The sequence below is a fragment of the Bradyrhizobium sediminis genome (genome assembly GCF_018736105.1).
Taxonomy (GTDB): domain Bacteria; phylum Pseudomonadota; class Alphaproteobacteria; order Rhizobiales; family Xanthobacteraceae; genus Bradyrhizobium.
This window is the reverse complement of record NZ_CP076135.1, coordinates 5,320,445-5,338,624: the sequence shown is the minus strand read 5'-3', so window position 1 is coordinate 5,338,624 and position 18,180 is coordinate 5,320,445. Positions and strand designations below refer to the sequence as shown.

Annotated in this window: 18 protein-coding genes; 10 read left to right on the top strand and 8 right to left on the bottom strand. The window is 63.9% G+C overall.

Going from position 1 to position 18,180, the window contains the following annotated elements; all coding sequences use genetic code 11:
- Positions 1-34 precede the first annotated feature (34 nt).
- Positions 35-904 carry a helix-turn-helix domain-containing protein gene (locus tag KMZ68_RS25405; RefSeq protein ID WP_215613827.1) on the bottom strand — a complete coding sequence of 290 codons (870 nt, stop codon included), beginning with the start codon at positions 902-904 and terminating at the stop codon, positions 35-37.
- Positions 905-995: 91 nt separating this feature from the next.
- Between KMZ68_RS25405 and pobA the strand changes: the two genes are divergently transcribed.
- The 3 genes from pobA (at position 996) to KMZ68_RS25390 (ending at position 3,610) form a co-directional block, all read left to right on the top strand.
- Positions 996-2,168 carry a 4-hydroxybenzoate 3-monooxygenase gene (gene pobA / locus KMZ68_RS25400; protein ID WP_215613826.1) on the top strand — a complete coding sequence of 391 codons (1,173 nt, stop codon included), beginning with the start codon at positions 996-998 and terminating at the stop codon, positions 2,166-2,168.
- Between the two features lie 245 nt (positions 2,169-2,413).
- Positions 2,414-2,767, top strand: a complete 354-nt coding sequence (locus tag KMZ68_RS25395) for a protocatechuate 4,5-dioxygenase subunit alpha (RefSeq protein ID WP_215613825.1) — start codon at positions 2,414-2,416, stop codon at positions 2,765-2,767.
- Positions 2,768-2,770: 3 nt separating this feature from the next.
- On the top strand, positions 2,771-3,610 hold the full coding sequence (locus tag KMZ68_RS25390) for a class III extradiol dioxygenase family protein (RefSeq protein WP_215613824.1): 840 nt from the start codon (positions 2,771-2,773) through the stop codon (positions 3,608-3,610).
- Positions 3,611-3,635: 25 nt separating this feature from the next.
- On the opposite strand, the gene KMZ68_RS25385 is transcribed toward KMZ68_RS25390, so the two are convergent.
- A complete protein-coding gene (locus tag KMZ68_RS25385; protein ID WP_215613823.1) occupies positions 3,636-4,850 on the bottom strand; it encodes an alpha/beta fold hydrolase in 1,215 nt (404 codons plus the stop codon).
- A gap of 13 nt (positions 4,851-4,863) precedes the next feature.
- Between KMZ68_RS25385 and KMZ68_RS25380 the strand changes: the two genes are divergently transcribed.
- From KMZ68_RS25380 to KMZ68_RS25370, 3 genes are all read left to right on the top strand, one after another.
- Entirely contained in the window at positions 4,864-5,358 is a 495-nt protein-coding gene (locus KMZ68_RS25380) for a MarR family winged helix-turn-helix transcriptional regulator (RefSeq protein ID WP_215613822.1), read from the top strand.
- A gap of 226 nt (positions 5,359-5,584) precedes the next feature.
- Entirely contained in the window at positions 5,585-6,532 is a 948-nt protein-coding gene (locus KMZ68_RS25375) for an alpha/beta fold hydrolase (protein WP_215613821.1), read from the top strand.
- Positions 6,533-6,705: 173 nt separating this feature from the next.
- Positions 6,706-8,139 (top strand): 1-acyl-sn-glycerol-3-phosphate acyltransferase, encoded by a 1,434-nt coding sequence (locus tag KMZ68_RS25370; RefSeq protein ID WP_215613820.1) that lies wholly within the window; start codon positions 6,706-6,708, stop codon positions 8,137-8,139.
- 21 nt (positions 8,140-8,160) lie between these two features.
- Here KMZ68_RS25370 and KMZ68_RS25365 read toward each other — a convergent pair whose 3' ends face one another.
- Genes KMZ68_RS25365 through KMZ68_RS25355 form a run of 3 tightly spaced genes read right to left on the bottom strand, consistent with a single transcriptional unit; the run spans position 8,161 to position 11,368 of the window.
- The gene (locus tag KMZ68_RS25365) at positions 8,161-9,720 is read right to left on the bottom strand and encodes an MDR family MFS transporter (protein WP_215613819.1); all 1,560 of its coding nucleotides are present in this window, start codon (positions 9,718-9,720) and stop codon (positions 8,161-8,163) included.
- Between the two features lie 6 nt (positions 9,721-9,726).
- Positions 9,727-10,893 carry an HlyD family secretion protein gene (locus KMZ68_RS25360; protein WP_215613818.1) on the bottom strand — a complete coding sequence of 389 codons (1,167 nt, stop codon included), beginning with the start codon at positions 10,891-10,893 and terminating at the stop codon, positions 9,727-9,729.
- A complete protein-coding gene (locus KMZ68_RS25355; protein WP_215613817.1) occupies positions 10,886-11,368 on the bottom strand; it encodes a MarR family winged helix-turn-helix transcriptional regulator in 483 nt (160 codons plus the stop codon). The genes KMZ68_RS25360 and KMZ68_RS25355 overlap by 8 nt, the downstream gene beginning before the upstream one ends.
- Before the next feature lie 235 nt (positions 11,369-11,603).
- On the opposite strand from KMZ68_RS25355, the gene KMZ68_RS25350 reads away from it, so the two are divergent.
- The 3 genes from KMZ68_RS25350 to ispG all read left to right on the top strand — a co-directional run bounded on the left by KMZ68_RS25350 (position 11,604) and on the right by ispG (position 14,661).
- The gene (locus KMZ68_RS25350; RefSeq protein ID WP_215613816.1) at positions 11,604-12,089 is read left to right on the top strand and encodes a Fur family transcriptional regulator; all 486 of its coding nucleotides are present in this window, start codon (positions 11,604-11,606) and stop codon (positions 12,087-12,089) included.
- A 36-nt stretch (positions 12,090-12,125) separates the two neighbouring features.
- The gene (locus KMZ68_RS25345; RefSeq protein ID WP_215613815.1) at positions 12,126-13,067 is read left to right on the top strand and encodes a DMT family transporter; all 942 of its coding nucleotides are present in this window, start codon (positions 12,126-12,128) and stop codon (positions 13,065-13,067) included.
- 310 nt (positions 13,068-13,377) lie between these two features.
- Positions 13,378-14,661 carry a flavodoxin-dependent (E)-4-hydroxy-3-methylbut-2-enyl-diphosphate synthase gene (gene ispG, locus KMZ68_RS25340; protein ID WP_215613814.1) on the top strand — a complete coding sequence of 428 codons (1,284 nt, stop codon included), beginning with the start codon at positions 13,378-13,380 and terminating at the stop codon, positions 14,659-14,661.
- Between the two features lie 154 nt (positions 14,662-14,815).
- Here the strand turns inward: ispG and KMZ68_RS25335 are convergent, their stop codons facing one another.
- Positions 14,816-15,190: a nuclear transport factor 2 family protein gene (locus KMZ68_RS25335; RefSeq protein WP_215613813.1), complete on the bottom strand. Its 375-nt coding sequence runs from the start codon at positions 15,188-15,190 to the stop codon at positions 14,816-14,818.
- Positions 15,180-15,563: a hypothetical protein gene (locus tag KMZ68_RS25330; RefSeq protein WP_215613812.1), complete on the bottom strand. Its 384-nt coding sequence runs from the start codon at positions 15,561-15,563 to the stop codon at positions 15,180-15,182. The genes KMZ68_RS25335 and KMZ68_RS25330 overlap by 11 nt, the downstream gene beginning before the upstream one ends.
- Positions 15,564-15,690: 127 nt before the next feature.
- On the opposite strand from KMZ68_RS25330, the gene KMZ68_RS25325 reads away from it, so the two are divergent.
- The gene (locus KMZ68_RS25325; RefSeq protein WP_215613811.1) at positions 15,691-17,463 is read left to right on the top strand and encodes a caspase family protein; all 1,773 of its coding nucleotides are present in this window, start codon (positions 15,691-15,693) and stop codon (positions 17,461-17,463) included.
- A 64-nt stretch (positions 17,464-17,527) separates the two neighbouring features.
- Here the strand turns inward: KMZ68_RS25325 and KMZ68_RS25320 are convergent, their stop codons facing one another.
- Positions 17,528-18,169, bottom strand: coding sequence for a DUF1345 domain-containing protein (locus tag KMZ68_RS25320; protein WP_215616473.1), 642 nt, complete (start codon positions 18,167-18,169; stop codon positions 17,528-17,530).
- Between the last annotated feature and the right edge of the window lie 11 nt (positions 18,170-18,180).

Sequence of the window (18,180 nt, the reverse complement as noted above, 5' to 3'; positions counted from 1 at the left end):
TTCCCGGAATTGACGCCGATTGCAATCGGCAGCGCTAATCGCCCTTGTGCACCTTGTCGCGAAAACCTCGCGGCGACAGGCCGGTTGCGCCGGAAAACAGCCGGCTGAAATAGGCCGGGTCGCTGAAGCCGAGTGCGTAGGCGATCGTCGAGACCGGCAGGTTGGTATAGACGAGGTTGCGCCGCGCCTCGCGGATCACCCGGTCGAGGATCAGATGCGAGGCCGCGTGGCCCGTCGCCGAACGGGTCAGGCGGCTCAGATGCGTCGGCGTGATCGACAGCGCGGCGGCATAGTCCGACACGGTCCAGTGCTGCAGGAAGTGTTGATCGAGCAGCGCCTCGAACCGCCGGAACAGGTCGGGTTTCGTCATGCCGCCCGGCATCCTGCCGTTGGCGGCCATTTCGCGCGCGACCAGGCCGATCAGGGCCGCGGACAAAGCCCGCAGCAGATGCGCCCTGGCGAAATGACGCCCGGCGAACTCCGCGAAGATCTGCTGCATCGCGCTGCGCATCTCGGGCGTGCCGCGCACCACGGTCGAATGCGCCAGCACCCGCCGCAATCCCTCCGATGGCGTCAGCACCTCGTCCAGCATTTCCGCCGATACGGTCAGCACCCAGCCCTGTGTGCCCGGCTTGAAGCTGAAGCCGTGGACGTCGCCGGTCGGCACGTTGACGATCCGCATCGGCCGCAGCGGATGGATCCGGCCTTCCAGCGTCGCCTGTCCGCCGCCGCGTTCGATCAGCAGGATCTGATGCAGCCGCGGATGGCGGTGGGGCGCGAATTCCCATTCGTGCAGCACCGAGCGCGCCGCGATGGTTTCGCAATGCACGACGTCGGGCAGATCGCCGGACTCGCCGAACAAATTGTAGGTCTGGACGGTGCGGCTTGCCGGCGTCGCGCTCATGTTCGAATCCTACAAGACAATGGAGGCTATATCCATTCCAGGCGCCCGGAAATCCGGTAGATTTGTCCAAAATCAAGGGAGGATTTCGAAAATGAAGGTCCAGGTTTGCATCATTGGCGGCGGGCCGTCGGGGCTGCTGCTGTCCCAGCTCCTGCATCTGCAGGGCATCGAAACCGTGGTTCTGGAAAAATACAGCCGCGAATATGTATTGGCCCGCATCCGGGCCGGCGTGCTGGAGCACGGCTTCGCCAAGCTGATGCGCGAAGCCCAGTGCGGCGAGCGCATGGACCGCGAGGGCGAGATCCACAAGGGCTTCCATATCGCCCATGACGGCGTGATGGATCACGTCGACCTGTTCAAATATTCCGGCGGCAGCTCGGTCGTGGTTTACGGCCAGACCGAATTGACCCGCGATCTCTACGAGGCGCGCGAGCGGATGAAGGGCAACGTCATCCACAATGCCGAGGACGTGACGCCCCACGACCTCAATTCGGATGCGCCTTATGTCACCTATCGCGACGGCGACAAGGTCGTCCGCATCGATTGCGAGTACGTGATCGGCGCAGACGGCTTCCACGGCGTCAGCCGCAAGTCGATCCCGAAGGATGTGCTGCGGGAATATGAACGGGTCTATCCGTTCGGCTGGTTAGGGGTGCTGTCGCGCACCAAGCCGGTTTCGCCCGAACTGATCTATGCCAAGCACGAGCGCGGCTTCGCGCTTTGCTCGCTGCGCTCGCAGGTGCTGAGCCGTTACTACATCCAGGTGCCGCTGACGGATCGGGTCGAAGACTGGTCCGACGACGCGTTCTGGGCCGAGCTCAAGCGCCGCCTGCCGGGCGAGGTCGCCGCCCGCATGATCACCGGTCCGTCGATCGAGAAGAGCATCGCGCCGTTGCGCAGCTTCGTGGCCGAGCCGATGCGCTATGGCCGGCTGTTTCTCGCCGGCGACGCCGCCCATATCGTGCCGCCGACCGGGGCGCGCGGGCTCAACAGCGCGGCTTCGGATATCTATTACCTCTATCACGCCATGGTCGATCACTACAAAAAGGGCGATGACGCCGGCCTCGACGGCTATTCGAACAAGGCACTGGCGCGGATCTGGAAGGCGCAGCGGTTTTCATGGTGGATGACCATGTTGCTGCACCGCTTCCCGGACAATATCCCCTACGACAACAAGCTGCAGGAAACCGATCTCGCCTATCTGTTCTCGTCCGAGGCCGCCCAGCGGTCGCTGGCCGAAAACTATGTGGGATTGCCATTCTAGAGAGCGTTTTCCAGCTTGCCCGAACCAGTATGGTTCTCGCGGGGCCTCATGGTTCGAGACGCGCGAAGACGCGCTCCTCACCATGAGGGACTGAGACCTCATCCTGAGGAGCATCGCGAAGCGATGCGTCTCGAAGGATGGAGTGGAAATGGTTCCAGCGGACCGGTCCGGCCGGGCGCGATTTGATCCAGAACAATTCGCGCCGGCCGGCGGCCACATAGCATTGCTGCAAAAGGGGAGAGGGCATGCCCAGTTCCAAGCCGCGACAACCCGTGCCCGGCACCACCATCTTCGACGGTGAGCAGGCCCGCAAGGGCTATGCGCTGAACAAGATGTGCTACTCGTTCAACGACGCCGCCAACCGGCGCGCCTTCGTCGAGGACGAGGACGCCTACTGCGCCAAATACGGCCTGAACCCGCAGCAGCGCGAAGCCATCCGCAACCGCAACGTATTGCAGCTGATCGAGGCCGGCGGCAACGCCTACTATCTGGCCAAGTTTGCCGGAATTTTCGGGCTCGACATGCAGGACATCGGCGCCCAGCAGACCGGCCTGACCAAGGATCAGTTCAAGGCCAAGCTTCTGGCCGCACGGGGATAGACCATGGCCAGCATTGTCGGCACCATCACCACCTCGCACGTCCCGGCCATCGGCGGCGCCATCGCCAAGGGCCTGCAGAACGATCCCTACTGGAAACCCTTCTTCGACGGCTTCCCGCCGGTGCGCGAATGGCTCGCCAAGGTGAAGCCGGACGTCGTCGTGCTGGTCTACAATGACCACGGGCTGAACTTCTTCCTCGACAAAATGCCGACCTTCGCGGTCGGCGCGGCGAGCGAGTACCGCAATGCCGACGAGGGCTGGGGGATTCCGACGGTGCCGCCCTTCCGCGGCGACCCGGAACTGTCATGGCACCTGATCGAACAGCTGGTGGCTGAGGAATTCGACCTCACGACCTGCCAGGAGATGGTGGTCGATCACGCCTTCACCTTGCCGATGGCGTTATGCTGGCCAGACATGAAGTGGCCGGTCCGCACCGTGCCGGTGTGCGTCAACACCGTGCAGGGACCGCTGCCCTCGGCGGCGCGCTGCTACAAGCTTGGCCAGGCGATCGGCCGGGCCATCGCCTCTTGGCCGGGGGACGAGCGGGTGGTCGTGATGGGCACCGGCGGCCTGTCGCACCAGCTCGACGGCGAGCGCGCCGGCTTCATCAACAAGGAGTTCGACCTCGCTTTCATGGCCAGCATGGTCGCGAACCCGGCTTGGGCGACGCAGTATTCGACCACTGAGCTGGTCGAGCTGTCGGGCACCCAGGGCGTCGAACTCTTGAACTGGGTGGTCGCGCGCGGCGCACTGCCGGAGAAGGTGAAGCAGCAGCACGCCAATTACCACATCCCGATTTCGAACACCGCGTCGGGGCTGATGGTGCTCGAGCCGCAGGGCTGAGAGGGTCGATGCACTTCGCGGCCGGCTATTGAAGCAAGGTGCGCAGGGCGGAGGTGGCTTGCTTGATTTCGAACACGCCATCGAAGTGACCGCCGGTCCCGTCGATTTCGAGATAGCTGACGTCACGACCATTCTTGCGCAAAGCTTCGACCGCGCGTTGGCCATATGCCGGGAAAAACAGGACGTCGCTGCGGGCCGGGACAATCAGGAATTTGGCCTTGGCGGGCCGAAAGCCCTCTTCGAGCGTTGCTACGCCGCCAACTGTGAAGAGCTGCATCGCACGATTGCCGTAGAGAATGGCGTTCGCATCGAAAACCTTGGTCCGGGCCGCTGACGCGGCTTGCATATTGGCAACGGCGGCAAAGCCGGCGTCCCAGGACGACGCGGGCGACCGATCGGGCTTCGATGGCGTTGCAGCGAGATTGGTCCCCCAGCCGTAGGACCGCTGGGTGATGTGCAAGGTATTCAAGGCCCTGGTCAGGCCGTCCGTCGGCGCCGGCCCCTCATAGTAATCGCCGTTATTCCATTTGGGATCGAGGGTGATGGCGCTGCCCCAATTGTCCAATTGCGCGACAGTATAGCCGTCCATCTGCGCGATCGGCAGCAGGGCCGCGACCCGCGACACAAAATCGGGGTATGCAACCGACCACTCGAAGGCCTGCATCGAGCCCATCGACCAGCCGACAACAGCGTGCAGTTTCTTGACGCCAAGCGCATCCAGAATGGCTTTGTCGGCGTTCACCAGATCGCGAATCTGGATGATGGGAAAACGCATGCCATAGGGCTTGCCCGTGGCGGGATTCGTCGACGAAGGCCCCACAGTGGTCACCGTCGGATCCTTTGCGGCAACGTTGATCAGATTGTCGGTGCTGACGATGAAGTAACGGTCGGTGTCGAGAGTTTTGCCCGGCCCGATGACGCCGTCGAAGATTCCGGGTGCGGCGTCCGTGGTGCTGTATTTGCCGGCGACATGGCTCGTGCTCGAATAGCTTCGAGGTATCAGAATGGCATTGTCGCCGGCGGCATTGAGCCGTCCGTAGACCTCATAGCCGATGCGGACGCCGGTCAGCCTGGATCCCGAAACGGTCTGGAAGGCGGGAATTTCCATCACCTTCTTTTCAACCAGCATATCCTGAGCGGAAGCGAACGCGCAATTTGCGATCGCCAAAGCAATCAGTAAGCTCGTACGGGCAAGTATCATTTTCTTCCCCCCTTGGTCTTGGTCAGTCGAGACTAACAAAAGAAAGTTCCAAATGGAACTAAAAAAGCGAAAGAGCGCGACGACGCCTCTTTGGCGGCACGTTCTGGAGGAAAATCCGGTTCCGGTCGCATATCGGTTGAGCTGGGTCGCCAACTTCCTGACCGGTCCGGTTTACGAGGAGATGGAGCAGCGCTTCGGGCTGACGCGCCCGGAATTCATCATTTTGTTCAACCTCGTGGCGGCGCCAGGTTGCACGGCTCAAGACGTTGCCGAGGCGTCGGGGCGCCCGAAAAACAGCATCAGCCGAGCGGTCAACGCCCTCTTGCGGAACGGGCTGATTTCGCGAAGGATTGACGACATCGATCAAAGACGGCGGCCTTTGATCGTCACGTCGGCAGGACGCCGGCTCTACAGGCAGGCCTTGCCGCTCTTTGTTACTCGCGAACGGCAGATGCTTGCGCCGTTGAACGAAGCGGAACGAGCGGAATTCGATCGGCTGTTAAGGAAGCTCGTATTCCGGACGGATTCGTGGGCGCAAACCTACTAGCGAAGCCGCGAGGCGCAGCGCGCGATCCACGCGTCAAGCGGCGTATCCGGGCGGGGCGACCTCGATCTGATCTGCGAACCGGGGCCGCCAGCGAGGCTGCCAGTGCAGCTGGAGAGACCTGTGCAAAGCTGATATGGCGAGAAGCCTCGCGCGCCCAGAGGCGTCTATGTCCTCCTCTGCGCATATCTCCCACGCCTTTAGTGCTCTTTCCCTGTCCGGTTGCGCCATGAATCTCGTTTCCACTCCCGACAATCCATGTCCCGACGATGCCATCACCGGCAAGATCGGGACGCCGGACGGGGTGGAGCTGCGCTTCGCGCGCTGGGGCTCGACGGCCGACAGCAAGGGAACGGTCTGCGTCTTCCCCGGACGCGGCGAGTTCATCGAGAAATATTTCGAGACGGTGTGCGATCTGCGCCGGCGCGGCTTTGCGGTCGCTGTCATGGACTGGCGCGGACAGGGGCACTCGTCGCGGCAACTGCCCGATCCGCGCAAGGGACATGTCGAGAGCTTTTCGGAATTTGAGCTCGACGTCGAGACCTTCATGCAGCGGGTGGTGCTTCCCGATTGTCCGCCGCCCTATTTCGCCCTGGCGCATTCGATGGGCGGCGCGGTCCTGCTGCGTGTCGCGCATTCCGGAAAGCGGTGGTTCGAGCGCATGGTTCTCGCCGCGCCGCTGATCGATTTGCCCTACGCGCGCTCCTCATTGCTGTTGCGCATCCCGATACGGGCGCTGCGCCTCGCCGGCTGCGGGGCGAGCTACGTTCCCGGCAGCAATGTCGATATGATGCGGGCATCGGGCTTTGCCGGCAATCCGCTGACCTCCGATCCCGTGCGCTACGCGCGCAACGCCGCGATTCCTGAGCAGGATCCGGCGGTGGGAATCGGTTCGCCGACGGTGGCATGGCTGGATGCGGCGTTTGAAACCATCGTCGGGTTTCGCGCCGCGGATTACCCCTCGCAAATCGTTTCGCCGATCCTGATGGTGGCGGCGGGTGACGATACCGTCGTATCGGGCGCGGCGATCGAGCGATTTGCCGCGCGCCTGCCTTTGGGCTCGCATCGCGTGATCGAGGGAGCCCGGCATGAAATCCTGCAGGAGCAGGATGGCTATCGCGAACAGTTGTGGGCGGCGTTCGACGCCTTCGTGCCGGGTGCGCCATCTCTGAAATGAGGCTTTGGAAAACGACGGATCGGCCAGGCGCCATCCCGGGAGCGTCGATTTAGGGGCGGACGCCCAAAAAGCCTCTTGCGGCCGAGCAACGCCCGGATGGTATCTTGAGCGATCAAGAGGGATCGCCGCGGCTCGGACCACGGTCCGTGGCACGCGGCGACATGGGAGGTCTGATGGGGTCGCAGATTGCCTTGCCGCTGTGGGCGGTCATCATCCTGGCCGTGCTGGCTGTCCTGGCCGTGGTGGACCGCATCCTGATGCCGAGCGTGCGCTGGGCGCTGCGCCGCCGCGCCAACCGCGCCATCGAAGAACTCAATACCCATCTCAGGCTTCACATTCAGCCGTTCAAGCTCACCAGGCGCCAGGTCCTGATCGACCGTCTGGTGTTCGATCCGGAAGTGCTGCATGCGGCCGAAGAGTACGCCAGGGAGGCCGGCGTGCCGCGCGAAATCGCGATGGAGAAGGTGAAACGCTATGCGGGCGAGATCGTTCCCTCGTTCAGCGCCTATGCCTACTTCCGCGTGGGAACGCGCATCGCCAGGAGCATCTCCAAGATGCTCTATCGCGTCCGGATCGGCTACCGCAACGACGATGCGCTCGCCGCGGTCGATCCCGCCTCCTCGGTCATCTTCGTCATCAATCACCGCTCCAACATGGATTACGTGCTGGTGACCTATGTCGCCGCCACGTCGTCGGCGTTGAGTTACGCGGTAGGCGAATGGGCGCAGGTCTGGGGGCTGCGCGGCCTGATCCGATCGATGGGGGCCTATTTCATCAGCCGGGATTCCCGCGAGCCGCTCTATCGCAAGGTGCTCGCGCGCTACGTCCACATGGCGACCGCGGCGGGCGTTACGCAAGCGATCTTTCCGGAGGGCGGCCTCAGCCGCGACGGCAGGCTGCGCCCGCCGAAATTCGGGCTGCTCAGCTACATGGTCGCAGGCTTCGATCCGCTCGGCCCGCGCGACGTGGTGTTCATCCCGGTCGCGGTCAACTACGACCGCGTGCTGGAGGATCGCATGCTGACCTCCGCGGCCAATACCGAGCCGGGCAAGAAGCCGGTGTTCGGATTCAACGCAGCTGTCTTCGCGCGCCACTTCTTTCACCATGTCTGGATGGCGTTGCGCGGCGAATGGTACCGCTTCGGCTATACCTGCGTCAGTTTCGGCGAGCCGGTATCGCTGCGAAAGCACACGGCCGAGGCGAATATCGATTTTCGTCTGCTGGCCCCCGAGCCGCGCCACGCCGAGATCGAGAAGCTGGGCAACAAGTTGATGGAAGCGGTCGGCCGCGTGATTCCGGCGCTGCCGGTGTCGCTGGTGTCCGCCGCGATGCTGGAGGCCGGCGACAAGCCGCTCTCTTTGCTCGACATCAAGGAAAGGGTGTCGGGCCTGATCGGCGAACTGGAAGGCCGCGGCACCTATGTCCACATTCCGCGCGCCGACCGCGACTACGCGATCACGGTGGGGTTGCGCATGCTGACGCTGCGCCATCTGGTTCTGGAGCAGGACGGCAGCTATCGCGCTAACCCGGAAGAGCTGATGCTGTTGAGGTACTACGCCAACGCCATCGTGCATTTGTTCGAGAACGCGGCGAGGCCGGCGGCATGACGGAAATTCCATCATCCTTCGCTACTCGATCACGGCAGGTTCCGGCGCCACCGACTGCCTGCGCAGCGTCGCCTTGGTGGAGCCGATCATTATCGCCAGCGGGATCGCGCACAGCGTGAAGATCATCACCATCTGGTAGTCCTGCGAGAACGCGATGATCTGCGCCTGCATGTTGACGATGGCGTCCATCATGGCGCGGCCCTTGTCGGTGCCCATGTCGATCATGGCCCGCACGTCCGGCATCTGCATCGCGTGGTTGAACGGATTGACGTGCTGCGACAGTACCGCGTGCACGCGCCGCGATCCCTCCGTCAGTTGCGCGATGACGATGGAAATGCCGATCGAGCTGGCGACGTTGCGCATCAGGGTCAGCATTGCGGTGCCGTCGGTGCGCAGGTGGTTGGGCAGCGTCAGGAACGCCACCGTGGAGAGCGGGACGAACACCAGGCCGAAGCCGAAGCCCTGTATGACGCTGAGCACCACGATCTCGTTGACGCCGGTCTGGTCGGTCCAGTTGGTCATGTAGAACAGCGACAGGCAGGTGATGCTGAGGCCGGCGATGATCAGCGTGCGCGCCTCGATATAGCGCATCAACCGGCCGACCATCATCATGGCGACGAAGGTGCCGCAGCCGCGGCTCGCCAGCAACAGGCCGGCGGTGATGATCGGGTAGCCGATCACGTTCTGCAGGAACGGCGACGCCAGCGCCATGGTCGAGAACAGCACCAGCCCCATGACCGCCATGAACACGCAGCCGCCGATGAAGTTCCTGTCCCTGAACAGCGCGAACTGGATGAAGGGTTTTGCGGTCGTCAGCGAATGGGCGAAGAAATAATAGAAGCCGACGGCCGACAGGATGAATTCGGCGATGATCTCGCTGGATTCGGTCCAGCCGAGCTGCTCGCCGCGGTCGAGCGCGAGCTGCAAGGATCCGATGCCGATCGCCAGCGCCGTGAATCCGAACCAGTCGAAGCGCAGATCGCGATCCTTTCGGGTCTCGTCCATGAACACCAGGAGGCCGAGCACGGTGAAGATGCCGAACGGCAGGTTGACGAAGAACACCCAGTGCCAGGAATAGGTCTCGGTCAGCCACGCTCCCAATGAGGGTCCCATGATCGGGCCCATCATCACGCCCATGCCCCAGATCGCCATCGCCTTGGCGCGCTCGTGCAATGCGTAGGAGTCCAGCATCACCGCTTGCGACAGCGGCACCAGAGCCGCGCCGAACACGCCCTGCAGCAGCCGGAACAGCACCATCTGGTTGATGTCCTGGGCTGCGCCGCACAAAACCGAGGCCACCGTGAAGCCGCCGGCGCAGACGATGAAGATGCGCTTGCGGCCGAAGCGATTGGCGATCCATCCCACCGGCGCGGTCATGATCGCGGCCGCCACGATGTAGGAGGTCAGCACCCAGTTGATCTGGTCCTGCGACGCCGACAGCGTGCCCTGCATGTAGGGCAGCGCGACGTTGGCGATAGTGGTGTCCAGCGCCTGCATGATGGTCGCCGTCATCGCGCAGATCGTCACCATGGTCCGGCGCAGGCCGGGCACGGCAATGGGGGCTGCGGCGGAGGTCGGCATGACCGGTCAGTCCTCCTTGGCCGCCACCGCCGGCGCGAAGCCGAACAATGCCGCGAGCGAACGGCGATGCTGGGTGTCGATGGTGGCGTAGACGCTCATGCCGGCCTTCAGCTTGCGGACAAATCTGTCGTTCTTGTCGAAATAGATCCGCACCGGCACGCGCTGCACCACCTTGACGAAGTTGCCGCTGGCGTTCTGCGGCGGCAGGATCGCGAACTGCGCGCCGGTACCGGGTGACAGCGAGCCGACCGTGCCCTTGAAGACGTGGTTGGGGAAGGCGTCGACCTCGAGGGTGACGGATTGGCCGACCGCGACATGGGTGAAGTCCGATTCCTTCGGATTGGCGTCGACCCACGGGTTCGACGTATCGATCACGGAGAACACCGGCGTGCCGGCGATGACGAAGCGGCCGAGCTGGATCTGTTCGACTTGCGTCGCGATGCCGTTCATCGGCGCCCGCACCGTGGTCAAATCGAGATTGCGCTGGGCGTCGTCGAGCACGGCCCTGGCCTGCATCCAGGCCGGAAACTGCTCGAGCGGCAGCTCGGGGTCGCCGAGCAGCTGGTTGAGGGCGTTCGACCGCTGCTGCGTGACGATCTGCCGCTGGGCCTGTGCGGTAACCAATGCGGTGGCGCTGTTGTCGAGATCGAGCTGCGATCCGGCATTGCTCCTGACCAGCGAATTCTTGCGCTCGACGTCCTTCTGCTTGAGCGCGATCCCGGCGTTCACCAGTTCGATGGTCTGCGAATAGAGCTTCACATTGGCGATCAGGTTGTCGTGGCTGGTCTTGGCGTCGTCGAGCTTGGCGCGCGCCTGCGCCAGCGCCAGCCGGAACGGCACCGGGTCGATCTGGAACATGACGTCGCCGGTCGAGACCTGCTGGCCCTCCTTCACCGCGACGCTGACGATCTTGCCGGCAACGTCGGGCGTGATCAGCACCTTCTGCGCGCCGACATAGGCGTCGTCGGTGGTGACGTAGCGGCCGCCGTTGAGATAGAAGGTGACCCCGGCGACCAGCGCCACCAGCGGCACGACCACCAGCAGCAGCACGCGGCGGTAACGCCGCATCCCGGCCATCAGGCGGCGGCGCGGCTCCGCGGCGATTTTGATCCGGGGTTTCGCGGGTGGCGCGCCCTTCTGTTCGGGCGGGAATTTGAGGACTGGATCAGCCATAGCGCTGCTCCTTCCCCGGCGGTTCGTTGGCCGGATTCTGGATCGCGTTGCGCACGTTTTCCTTGATGGTCTCGAGCTGCGCGAGCAGGCGGTGGGCGTCGGCCGGATTGATGCCTTCGAGCGCGGTCGCCGTCAGCTCGGAGCGCAGCCCGGCGAGCTTGCCGAGCAGCGGACGCGCCGCCTTGCGCAGATAGAGGCGGTTGACGCGGCGGTCGGTCTCGTCGCCGCGGCGTTCGATCCAGCCATTGTCGCAAAGCTTGTCGATCAGCCGCGTCAGCGTGATCGGCTGCATTTCCATCTGTTCCGCGAGTTCCGACTGCTTCAGCCCCTCGGTACGCTCGACCTTGGCCAGCACCGCCCATTGCGCGCGGGTAATGCCGTAGCGCGCCGCCTGCTTGTCGGCATAGGCGCGCACCATTCGCTGCACTTCGCCGAGCGTGAACAGGAAGTTCATATCCACGGAACGGTGGGGCATCGGGCGGTATCTCCATAAGCTTCCGATATAATAAGCTAGCTTATGAATTGGGCATTTCAAGTTAACAAGTTGAAATGACATGGCGGATGGGGGGAAGGCTGCCCCGCCGGCGGCACATGGCTGGGCAGGGATTTCGAAAACGAGGCCAGGGTGTTAGACATGTTGCGGCGCAATCCGCCCGCACGACGCTGAAACGATAGGCGAAATCGAGCAACCGCGTTAAACGGTCGTCCCTATGACAGCCCTCAAGCCGACCTTTCCCTCGCCCGATCACGATCACGACCGCTGCGCCGCGGAAGCGATCGATCACGCCGAACGGGTCTGCCAGCTGAGGGCGCAGAAATTCACGCCGATCCGCCGCCAGGTGCTGCAGGCGCTATTGTCCAGCCACCGCCCGCTCGGCGCCTATGAGGTGATCGACGAACTTGCCAAATCGATGCCGCGGCCGGCGCCGATCACGGTGTACCGCGCGCTCGATTTCCTGATGGAGAACGGCCTCGTCCACCGCATCGAAAGCCGCAACGCGTATCTCGCCTGCGCCCACGATCATGACACCGCGGCGATGGTGGCGTTCCTGATCTGCGACGCCTGCGGTTCGGTCGGCGAAATTCCGGCCGCACCGGTGGCGCAAAGCCTCAACGCCGCGGCGCGCGCGTCCGGCTTCGCGCCAAAGCTCTCCGTCGTCGAAATCACCGGCACCTGCGCGCACTGCCAGAAATAAAAAATCAACACGGCGCCAAGCCGGATACGAGGATACATGTCGTCCAAGCAAGTGAACCCATCGGCCGGGCGTCCGCTCAGTCCGGGCGCCGTGGCGCTGATGCTGATGCTGTGCCTGAGCTGGGGTTTCAACCAGATCGCGGTCAAGCTGGCGTTGCCTGACATTCCGCCGATGCTGCAGGCGCTGATCCGCTCTTTGGGCGCGTTGCCGGTGCTGTTTCTGATTGCGCGGGCGCGCGGCGTGAAGATGTTCGAGCGCGACGGCACACTGTGGCCGGGCTTGTCCGCGGGCGTCATCTTCGGCATCGAATTCGTGCTGATCTATCGCGGCCTGTTGCTGACGTCGGCGTCGCGCGCGGTGGTGTTTCTCTATACCGCGCCGTTCTTCGTGGCGCTCGGCTCCTATGTGTTTCTCGGCGAGCGGCTGCGCGCTTCGCAATGGGGCGGTCTGGCGTTGAGTTTCGCCGGCGTCGCGCTGGCGATCGGCGTTCCCCAGGCCAATGTCGATGCCAATGTCCTGCTGGGCGATCTCCTGATCGTCGCCGGTGGCGCGTTGTGGGCGGCCACCACGCTGATCGTGAAGACAACCGCGCTGCTCAGGGCCCCGGCGGAAAAGGGGCTTGGATACCAGGTGGCGCTTTCGATCCCGATTCTCGCACTTGCGGCATGGATATCGGGGGAAACCATCACCCGGGTTCCCGGCCCGCTGGCGCTGTCGCTGATGGTCTATCAATCAGTCTGGGTGGTCGGACTGACGTTCCTGCTGTGGTTCGCGCTGGTCAAAACCTATTCCGCCAGCAAGCTGTCGGCCTTCACCTTCATCACCCCGTTGTTCGGGGTGGTGGCCAGCTATTTCATCATGCACGACACCCTGACACTGGCGTTCGGCGCCGCCGCGCTGCTGGTGATCGCGGGGCTCTATCTGGTCAACAGGCCGGAAGCCGCGCGGGCGGAAATCGCGCCGGATCCCAATGTGTGACGGGGTGATGGCTGGGACACTGAAAGTTCGTCAGGGCCGGGCTTGACCCCAGGAACAAGCGCGAAGCGTTTGCCCGGAGATCATGCTCAAACAAGGATATCCGGGCTTTGCCCTTTAATCCCCGGATTCCGGCCCGATATACCGCTCGGGACGGCGCCGCCTTCGGGCCTTGCTTTCCGCCTCAATGGCCCAAATAAGCTATTGAACCAACAAGAGAAAAATCCAGACTGAGATGGAGTGCCGGCACCTGCGGCTGGCCCTTTTTCGGCCCCCTTGGTGAATGTCACCAAAACCTGATATTCGAGACGCCATGAACAAGCCCGAAAAGACGCTTCCGAGCGACGTCGCCGGCCCCAGGGCCCGGCACGAAACCACCCAGGTCATGGTCGGCAATGTCGCCGTCGGCGGAGGCGCGCCGATCGTGGTGCAGTCGATGACCAACACCGACACCGCCGATGTCGACGGCACCATCGCGCAGGTGGCGGCATTGTCGCGCGCCGGTTCGGAACTGGTGCGCATCACGGTCGACCGTGAAGAGGCCGCCGCCGCCGTGCCGCATATCCGCGACGGCTTGCGCAAGCGCGGCATCACCACGCCCCTGATCGGCGATTTCCACTACATCGGCCACAAGCTGCTCGCCGACTATCCGGCCTGCGCCGAGGCGCTCGACAAATACCGCATCAATCCCGGCAATGTCGGCTTCAAGAACAAGCGCGACACCCAGTTCGCCGACATCATCGAGATCGCCAACAAGAACGGCAAGCCGGTGCGGATCGGCGCCAATTGGGGCTCGCTCGATCAGGAGCTGCTCACCAAGCTGATGGACGAAAACGCGCTGCTCGCAGCACCTAGGGACGTCCGCGCGGTGACCCGCGAGGCCATGGTGCAGTCGGCGCTGCTGTCGGCGGCGCGGGCGCAAGAGCTCGGCATGCCCAAGAACAAGATGATCCTGTCGGCGAAGGTTTCCGCCGTGCAGGATTTGATCGCGGTCTACCAGACGCTCGCGTCGCGCTCGGATTACGCCATCCATCTCGGCCTCACCGAGGCCGGCATGGGATCGAAGGGCATCGTCGCATCCTCCGCGGCGCTCGGCATCCTCTTGCAGGACGGCATCGGCGACACCATCCGGATTTCGCTGACGCCCGAGCCCGGCGGCGACCGCACGCTGGAGGTGCAGGTCGCGCAGGAACTGCTGCAGACCATGGGTTTCCGCACCTTCGTGCCGCTGGTCGCGGCGTGTCCCGGTTGCGGCCGCACCACCTCGACCACGTTCCAGGAACTGGCGCGCTCGATCCAGGATTTCATCCGCGAGGAAATGCCGGGCTGGAAGACGCAGTATCCCGGCGTCGAGACGCTCAACGTCGCCGTCATGGGCTGCATAGTCAATGGCCCCGGCGAATCCAAGCACGCCAATATCGGCATCTCCTTGCCCGGCACCGGCGAAGCCCCGGCCGCACCCGTGTTCGTCGACGGCAAGAAATTCCGCACCTTGCGCGGGCCGACGATTGCCGCCGACTTCAAGGCGCTGGTGATCGAGTATATCGACCAGCGCTATGGCGCAGGCGCCAAGGCGCCGGTGACGGCGGCGGAGTAAAGCACCCGAAGCCCGGATGGAGCGCCAGCGAAATCCGGGGCAGGCCCGCATTTCCATGTGCTATCCGAAGCAATAACAGGTCCTCATCCTGCTTCTCCGGCGCCCGCGCGGCGGCGAAAAGCCGGCCGAGGCGAGCGCGCGTGCCTGAGCGGATCTAATCGCGCAGATCGTAGCGATAGGATTTCGAGACGATCTGCCAGCCGTCGTTGAGCTTCATCGCCACCAGATAGTCGGTGAAATAGCGCGGCGGCAACTGGCATCGCACTTTTATGAAGGCGGTCGAATCGTCGGAGCGGTCGATGGTCACGACGAAATCCTCGCGCGGCTTGCCTTCTGCCTTGGCCGACGGTCGTTTGCGCACGCGATCGAGCCAGTCGGGCACGGTAAGGACCTGCAACTCGCCCTTTTCCAGCCAGCGCAGGTCGGCGGAGGGATGAAAGATGGCGCCGAGCTTGTCGGCGCTGCCTTCGTAGAGGCCGTCGAAATACTGCTGGACCACGGCTTCGACGCTGGAACGGTCATGACTCACGGTGGGTGCTCCCTTTGCTGATTTTAGTCATTCCGGGATGCGCGCAGCGCAGCCCCGGAATCCAGAAATTATTGGCGCGAGATTCCGGGTTCGCGCGCTCTGCGCGCGCCCCGGAATGGCGACCAGCGGCGGTATTGATACAGGTACCACCGCATAGGCCGGACGCCTCCATCTCGATAACGACATCGTGAGCATGCGGCGCAGGATCGGGGAACTGCATCGGTTCCAGTTCGCGTTCGCCGGCGAAAACAACGCCGCGCATCGCCTGCTCCATTTGTGCTTGTTTGTGGGCCGATATTGGACGGAAAAACGTGATTGGCAAAGGGCGAACCGATAGCGATCCGGCGGCACTAATGACAAGCAGTTCCGTCACTTGTCCTCGCCTCGGCCGCCGGTGCCGGTCGGCATTCGCAGCGTGATCTGGCTCACAAGGGCCGGGGCAGGCTGCTGGTAGGAATGCTGAGCTGTGTTAGTATGTTAGTATAAGCATAGGTGTCGCGATGAATTCGCCTGGATATTCAAGATTGCGCCGGTTTTTCCTCGCCGCAGCATTGCTGCTGGTGTGCCAGCCGGCTTTCGCCGAAAAGCGCGTCGCGCTGGTGCTCGGCAATTCGGCCTATCAAAACGCGGCGCGGCTGACGAATCCGATCAATGACGGCGCCACCATCGCGGCCACGCTCAAGGCCGCCGGTTTCGATGTCGTCGATTCCCGCCATGACCTGCCGGCAGCCGAGACGCGCCGGGCGCTGCGCGATTTCGCCGACCGTGCGCGCGATTCCGACATTGCGGTAGTCTATTACGCCGGCCACGGCCTGGAAGTCGACGGCACCAATTACCTGATCCCGGTGGATGCGAAACTGGAGCGCGACACCGACGTGTTCGACGAGGCGCTTTCGCTGGACCGCGTGCTGGTGGCGATCGAGCCCGCCAAGCGGTTGCGGCTGGTGATCCTCGACGCCTGCCGGGACAATCCGTTTTCACGCAACATGAAGCGCACCGTGGCATCGCGCGCGATCGGGCAGGGGCTCGCCAAGATCGAGCCGACCAGCCCGAACATGCTGATCGCCTATTCGGCCAAGGCCGGCTCGACGGCGGCGGATGGCGACGGCAAGAACAGCCCGTTCACGATGGCGCTGGCCAAGCACCTGACGACGCCGGGGCTCGATGTGCGCCGCGCGTTCGGTTTCATTCGCGACGACGTGCTGAAGAATACCAGCAACCGGCAGGAGCCGTTTGTCTATGGCTCGCTCGGCGGCGAAGACGTGCCGCTGGTGCCGGCCAAGCCCGTCGCCGCCCCGGCCGCCGCGCCCAATCCGCAAGCCGAAGCGCGCCGCGACTATGAACTGGCGCTGCAGATCGGCAACAAGGACGCGCTGAACGCCTTCCTCGTGCAATATCCCGAAGGTTTCTACGCCAGCCTCGCCAGGATCCAGCTCGCCAAGTTTGCCGCGGAAGAAGCCCGCGTCGCCGCCACCGAAAAGGCGCGGCTGGCCGAACAGGAGCGGGCGCGGCTGGCCGCCGAGGGCGCGCAAAAGACCCAGCAGGTCAAGGCCGAGGCCGACGCGAAGGCGGCCGAGCAGGCCCGGATCGCCGCCGAAAAAGCCAAGCAGGTTGCGCAGGAGCAGGCCGCCGAGGCCGAGCGTAACCGTGCCGCCACCGAAAAGACTGCGGGGACCCCGCCGGCGGCCGAAAAGGCGCAAAGCGACAAGGGGACGAACCTCGCCTCGCTCAACACCGGGCCTTCGCCTGCGGACCTGACGAAATCCGTGCAGGCCGAACTGCGCCGCGTTGGTTGCCTTGCCGCCGCGGCCGACGGCGATTGGAACGCGGCGTCGCAACGTTCGATGGCGCTGTTCAACCGCTATGCCCGAACCAAATTCGACGTCAAGCTCGCAAGCCTCGATGCGCTCGATGCGATCAAGCTGAAGCCGTCGCGGGTCTGTCCGCTGGTCTGCGAACATGGCTTCAAGGCCGACGGCGACCGCTGCAGCAAGATCGCTTGCGCGGAGGGCTCGTTCCTCAACGACGACAATGAATGCGAGAAGCGGCGCGCGAACAAGCCGGCGGCGAGGCGCGACGACGCCGCGCGTCCGCCGCGCGAAGCGCCTCGCCCGGAAGCCAGCGCTGCCAAGCCGCGATCCTCCAGCGGGCAGATCGTATGCGACAGTGTCGGCTGCCGTCCGGTCAAGTCCGGTTGCCACATCGAGTTCCGGACCACCGCGCAGGGCGGCCCTTATGAAGGCGGCGGCGGTAACGTGCAGATTTGCCGCTGAACGTCGTTGCGGGTTCGAGGCGGAGCTGGTCATCGTGCCCGCGCTTCGCTGGAATGACAGCTCTCTAGATCGCGCTCGCGGCGATATTGACCATCAGCGCGACCAGCGCGGTGTTGAAGACGAACGAGACGATGCCGTGCGCGGTCGCAGTGCGGCGGATGATCCGGTCGGTGACGCCGACGTCGGAGACTTGCGCGGTCATGCCGATCACGAATGAAAAATAGACGAAATCCCAGTAGTCGGGATGATCCTCGTCGTCGTGGCCCTTGGGGAAATCGAGGCCGCCGGGTTTCCTGCCGCGATAGAATTCGTGCGCGTAATGCAGCGCGAAGGTGGTGTGCACCGCTGCCCAGGAAAGCGCGATCGTCACCGTCGCCAGCGCCAGTTCAGACGCGCCGCGGTGCGAAGAGCCGAGTTCGAGCACGATCGCGGCGATGCTGGCGAATGCTCCGAGCGCCGTCACCAGCAGGATCAGGAAGCGGCCGTCGTCTTGCAGGATCGCATTGCGGCGGATATGCCCGTGATCGCAGCGAAACATCATGATGTAGGCGAGCACCAGATAGAACGCGGCGAAGACGTCCCAGCCGATCAATAGCCGCGTCACCAGCCGCAGCGAATCCGGCAGCAGGAAGAACGCCGCAATTCCGAGCGCGATCGAAACGAAGGTGCGCGGCCGCGCATAGACGACGCGGACCGGCGCCGGCATCTTCCTGAACC